Origin of the sequence: Pseudescherichia vulneris (genome assembly GCF_902164725.1) — a bacterium.
Taxonomy (GTDB): Bacteria; Pseudomonadota; Gammaproteobacteria; order Enterobacterales; family Enterobacteriaceae; genus Pseudescherichia; species Pseudescherichia vulneris.
This window is the reverse complement of the sequence record NZ_LR607338.1, coordinates 1,952,747-1,956,697: the sequence shown is the minus strand read 5'-3', so window position 1 is coordinate 1,956,697 and position 3,951 is coordinate 1,952,747. Positions and strand designations below refer to the sequence as shown.

The window sequence follows — 3,951 nt, the reverse complement described above, 5'->3', positions numbered from 1 at the left end:
AAGCGCTCACAATTTTCTGTACGATGCCCTGACAAGGGAGAAAGGTAAAGGATCGCCATCGCTATAAGCGGGAGCGATCACAAAAGCGAAAGGGTTTTTAGGCCGAGCTGCGAATGACCAGCGTCACCGGCAGCAGCGTCTGGCTTAGCGCATCATCAGCGGGAGGCTGAAGCAGCCAGTCAACGCTGCGCTCCCCTGCCTCTTTAAACGCCTGACGTATCGTGGTCAGCGGCGGCGTATACCACGCGCTGTCGGCGGTATCGTCATAGCCAATAACCGCGATCTGTCCGGGCACGGCGAAGCCCTTTTCCGCACAGGCGCGCAGGACGCCAAGCGCCATCTGATCGTTCGCCACCAGAATGGCCTCAGGTAGCGGATAGGAGGCCAGCAGCCGCTGCGCTTGTTCATACCCTGAGGCCGCGCTCCAGTCGCCGTGCGCACTGGCCGCTGGCGTAACCTGTGCGTTTGCCAGCGTCTCCAGCCAGCCCGCAAGACGCGCCCGGGCTGACACCGAGCCAGGCGGCCCGGCAAGCAGAGCAATGAGGCGATAGCCTAAGGTCAACAGGTGCTCCGCCCCCAGCCTTGCCCCTTCTGCGGCATCAAATACCAGGCTATTCACCTGCGCCGTCGGGCTGACGTCGAGAAACAGGGTTGGCGTCGGGTGAGCCAGCGCTGCCAGCGCCTCGGCCTGGTTGTCCTCCAGCGGCAGGTTGATCAGCAGCCCGGTGACCCGCTGAGCCAGCAGCTCCTGCAACGCCAGCAGGCAGGCCGCCTGGGTCGCCTGTTCCGGCATGGCGATAATAACCCCCGCCCCGGCCTGTGCGGCGCGGTTTTTCACCGCCGAGGCGATCTGGGACGGCGCATGGAGAGCCAGATCGCTGGTAAGCAGCCCGAGGGTGCGGCTACGCTTGCCCGCCAGCTGCTGCGCCCCCCGGTTGGGAACGTAGTTCAGCTCGCGCATGGCAAACAGCACCTTCTCTCGGGTACGAGCCGAGACGTGCTCCGCCTGGTTAATGACGCGGGAGACGGTCTGGTAGGAGACGCCCGCGAAACGGGCGACATCGTAAAGCGTAATGGATTTCATGGCGTTACCTGGCAGCCAGCGTGCCGCCAGTGTAACCCAAACCGTTTACCGTTGCTGTGAGCGCTTCGCGGGTTTACAACGCGCTCTCTTGCGGCTGAGCGGCCAGTGCAACACGGGGCGGCTGGCGAAACCACGGCAGACAGAGCTGGATCAGCGGGCCAATCGCCAGCGCGTAGAGCACCGTTCCGATGCCAAAGGTGCCGCCCATTGCGCAGCCAAGCAGCAGGACGCTCACCTCAATGGCGGTACGTACCACGCGCACCGACCAGCCGGTGCGGGCGTTGATACCGGTCATCAGGCCATCGCGCGGGCCTGCACCGAATCCGGCACCGATATACATTCCAGTTGCCAATGCGTTAACCACCACGGCGGCAGCCAGCAGCAGACTGCGGGCCAGCAGTGACTCCAGAGGAGGCATCAGCACCAGCGCGGCATCCGCGGCTAATCCAATCATCACCACGTTACTGATGGTGCCCAGGCCTGGGCGCTGGCGCAGGGGGATCCACAGCAGCAGCACCAGCGCGCCGACGGCAATCATCACCACGCCAATATTGAGCGAAAGAAGCTTCGCTACGCCGAGATGAAACACATTCCACGGATCGGCCCCGAGATCCGCTCGGACAAACATGGCGGTAGAGACGCCGTAGAGCGTCAGGCCGATATAGAGTTGCAGGAGTCGCCGCAGCATAGTTCACCTCATTCAATCAAAGAGAGTGACATCCTCTCTCTTAGTGGCATTATCATTAATGACCAGTTTTGAAAAAGTGGACTGCCTATGTCATCACGTCGATTTGGAAGCCAGTCGCTGGTACGCCTGCTAGGCCAGTGGCAACATACCCCGTCGCGCACGCCGCTCTGGCAGCAGCTTGCTCAGGCGCTGCGAATGCTGATCCTTGATGGTCGTCTGGCGCTGGAGACTCGCCTGCCGGGCGAGCGCGAGCTGGCTGCCGCCCTCGGCATCAGCCGTACTACCGTAGCCAGCGCGCTGGCGCAGCTGCGGGACGAGGGCTTTCTCCTGAGCCGCCAGGGCAGCGGCTCCGTTGTGATGCTGCCCGAAAGCAGCCGCACGGTGCCGACGCGTACCCACGCAGGCAGCGCGCTGGATCTCTCCACCGCCTCGCTGGGGGCCAGCCCGGAGATCCATCAGGCGTATCAGCAGGCGCTAACCGCGATGCCGCAGCACTTCGGCTCTACCGGCTACGATCAGCAGGGATTGCTGACGTTACGCGAAGCCATTGCCACCCGCTACGCAGCGCGCGGCCTGCCGACCCGGCCTGATGAAGTGATGATTGTTAACGGGGCACTCAGCGGTTTTGCGCTGATCCTGCGTCTGTTGACCGGACCAGGGGATCGGGTGGTGGTAGATCACCCCACCTACCCGCTGGCGATAGCGGCGATTGAAGGAGCATCCTGCCGGCCGGTTGGCGTCGCACTGCCGACGCAGGGCTGGGATACCGACGGGCTGGCAGCGACCATCGGCCAGACCTCGCCGAGGCTCGCCTACCTGATGCCGGACTTTCATAATCCCACCGGTCGCTGTATGGACGCCGCAACCCGGCAAACCGTGGCGGAGATTGCGGCCCGCACGCGCACCACGCTGGTGGTGGACGAAACCATGACCGATCTCTGGTACGACGCCCCTCCTCCGCCTCCGCTGGCTGCTTTTAGCCCGGATGGGTCGGTGATTTCGCTCGGCTCTGCCGCCAAGAGCTTCTGGGGCGGTCTGCGGCTGGGCTGGATCCGTGCCCCGGCCCGCACAATCGCCTCGCTGGTACAGATGCGTGACACAATCGATCTGGGTACCCCGGTGCTGGAGCAGCTCGCCGCCCGCTGGCTGATTGAGAACGGGGAAACCTTTTTGCCCGCTCATCGACGCATGCTGGCCTCAAGTCGCGACGACTGTCTGCGCCTGATGCAGTTATTTTTCCCAGAGTGGAGGACGCAGCTCCCGCAGGGCGGACTTTCATTTTGGGTGGAGCTGCCGGAAGCGCTGGCGACGCGATTTGCCACCGGCGCGGAAAACGTGGGTATTCATCTGGGGGCAGGAACGCGCTTTGGTCTGGCGGGCGCATTTGAACGTTATTTGCGAATGCCGTTTACCCAGCCGGAATCGATCCTGCAGGAGGCATTTATGGCCTTACAGCCAATATGGTCTTCATTAATTAACCAGCCGCAGATTATACGGCAACGGAAATATATTTAATGTGACAGCGATCGGTTTACCGATCGCAATATCATTACTGCCGGGGAATAGGAAAACCTTTCAGGGCAATAATAAAACGCTCACCCTGTTTTTTTATTTTTGCGCCTGCATCACACCACTCCGATGCAATACGAAAAAACTCATCGGTCCCGACGTTCCAGTTCAGACGAACCTGTTTGACGTAGCCGGAGCGCAGCTGCTCGCAGGCTTCAGCATAGTTGCTGGCGGTCGACTGTAGGGGTTTCATTTTTTCTTCTTCAGCATTTTACGTAACGCCTTGATCTCTTTCACACTCAGGGCCGATGCGTTCTCTTCTTCCGTATGCTGGCTGTCGATATCTTCCTCGGAGACGTCGCCCTCGTTTGATTCAAGCGCGAGCAGGAGTAGCTTTTCAGTTGCCGTGCTGAGGTTCTCATTATTCGCCTCTGCATACTGGCGAAGTTTCTCTTTTACTGCTTCGTCAATTTTAACGTTTAACACTGCGCTGACCATGAGTATCCCTTTCGGTATAAATGAGACGAGTAATTAATACACTAGCTTTTACCGTTGATCCAGAAATAGTTTTCTTTAAACGCCATCAATCACATTACTGTAATAATACTGTGGCAGGAATATATGACAAAAAAATGACAGTGGCATTTCAGTTTAATGACAAATGGATGTT

5 protein-coding genes are annotated in these 3,951 nt (G+C 59.8%); 1 reads left to right on the top strand and 4 read right to left on the bottom strand.

Going from position 1 to position 3,951, the window contains the following annotated elements; all coding sequences use genetic code 11:
- Positions 1 to 97: 97 nt before the first annotated feature.
- Together FN633_RS08365 and yczE are read right to left on the bottom strand one after the other, a co-directional pair.
- Entirely contained in the window at positions 98 to 1,084 is a 987-nt protein-coding gene (locus tag FN633_RS08365; RefSeq protein WP_154057394.1) for a LacI family DNA-binding transcriptional regulator, read from the bottom strand.
- A 73-nt stretch (positions 1,085 to 1,157) separates the two neighbouring features.
- On the bottom strand, positions 1,158 to 1,772 hold the full coding sequence (gene yczE, locus FN633_RS08360) for a membrane protein YczE (protein WP_154057393.1): 615 nt from the start codon (positions 1,770 to 1,772) through the stop codon (positions 1,158 to 1,160).
- Positions 1,773 to 1,859: 87 nt separating this feature from the next.
- Here yczE and yczR point away from each other — a divergent pair, with 87 nt between their 5' ends.
- Positions 1,860 to 3,287, top strand: coding sequence for a MocR-like transcription factor YczR (gene yczR / locus FN633_RS08355; protein ID WP_154057392.1), 1,428 nt, complete (start codon positions 1,860 to 1,862; stop codon positions 3,285 to 3,287).
- Between the two features lie 34 nt (positions 3,288 to 3,321).
- Here the strand turns inward: yczR and FN633_RS08350 are convergent, their stop codons facing one another.
- Positions 3,322 to 3,534, bottom strand: coding sequence for a hypothetical protein (locus FN633_RS08350; protein ID WP_042391626.1), 213 nt, complete (start codon positions 3,532 to 3,534; stop codon positions 3,322 to 3,324).
- Positions 3,531 to 3,779, bottom strand: a complete 249-nt coding sequence (locus FN633_RS08345; protein WP_154057391.1) for a hypothetical protein — start codon at positions 3,777 to 3,779, stop codon at positions 3,531 to 3,533. Before FN633_RS08345 ends, FN633_RS08350 begins: the two co-directional genes overlap by 4 nt.
- Positions 3,780 to 3,951: the final 172 nt, after the last annotated feature.

Coding starts and splice junctions, on each gene's coding strand:
- FN633_RS08365 (WP_154057394.1), bottom strand. CDS start 1,084: ATGAAATCCATTACGCTTTACGATGTCGCCCGTTTCGCGGGCGTCTCC.
- yczE (WP_154057393.1), bottom strand. CDS start 1,772: ATGCTGCGGCGACTCCTGCAACTCTATATCGGCCTGACGCTCTACGGC.
- yczR (WP_154057392.1), top strand. CDS start 1,860: ATGTCATCACGTCGATTTGGAAGCCAGTCGCTGGTACGCCTGCTAGGC.
- FN633_RS08350 (WP_042391626.1), bottom strand. CDS start 3,534: ATGAAACCCCTACAGTCGACCGCCAGCAACTATGCTGAAGCCTGCGAG.
- FN633_RS08345 (WP_154057391.1), bottom strand. CDS start 3,779: ATGGTCAGCGCAGTGTTAAACGTTAAAATTGACGAAGCAGTAAAAGAG.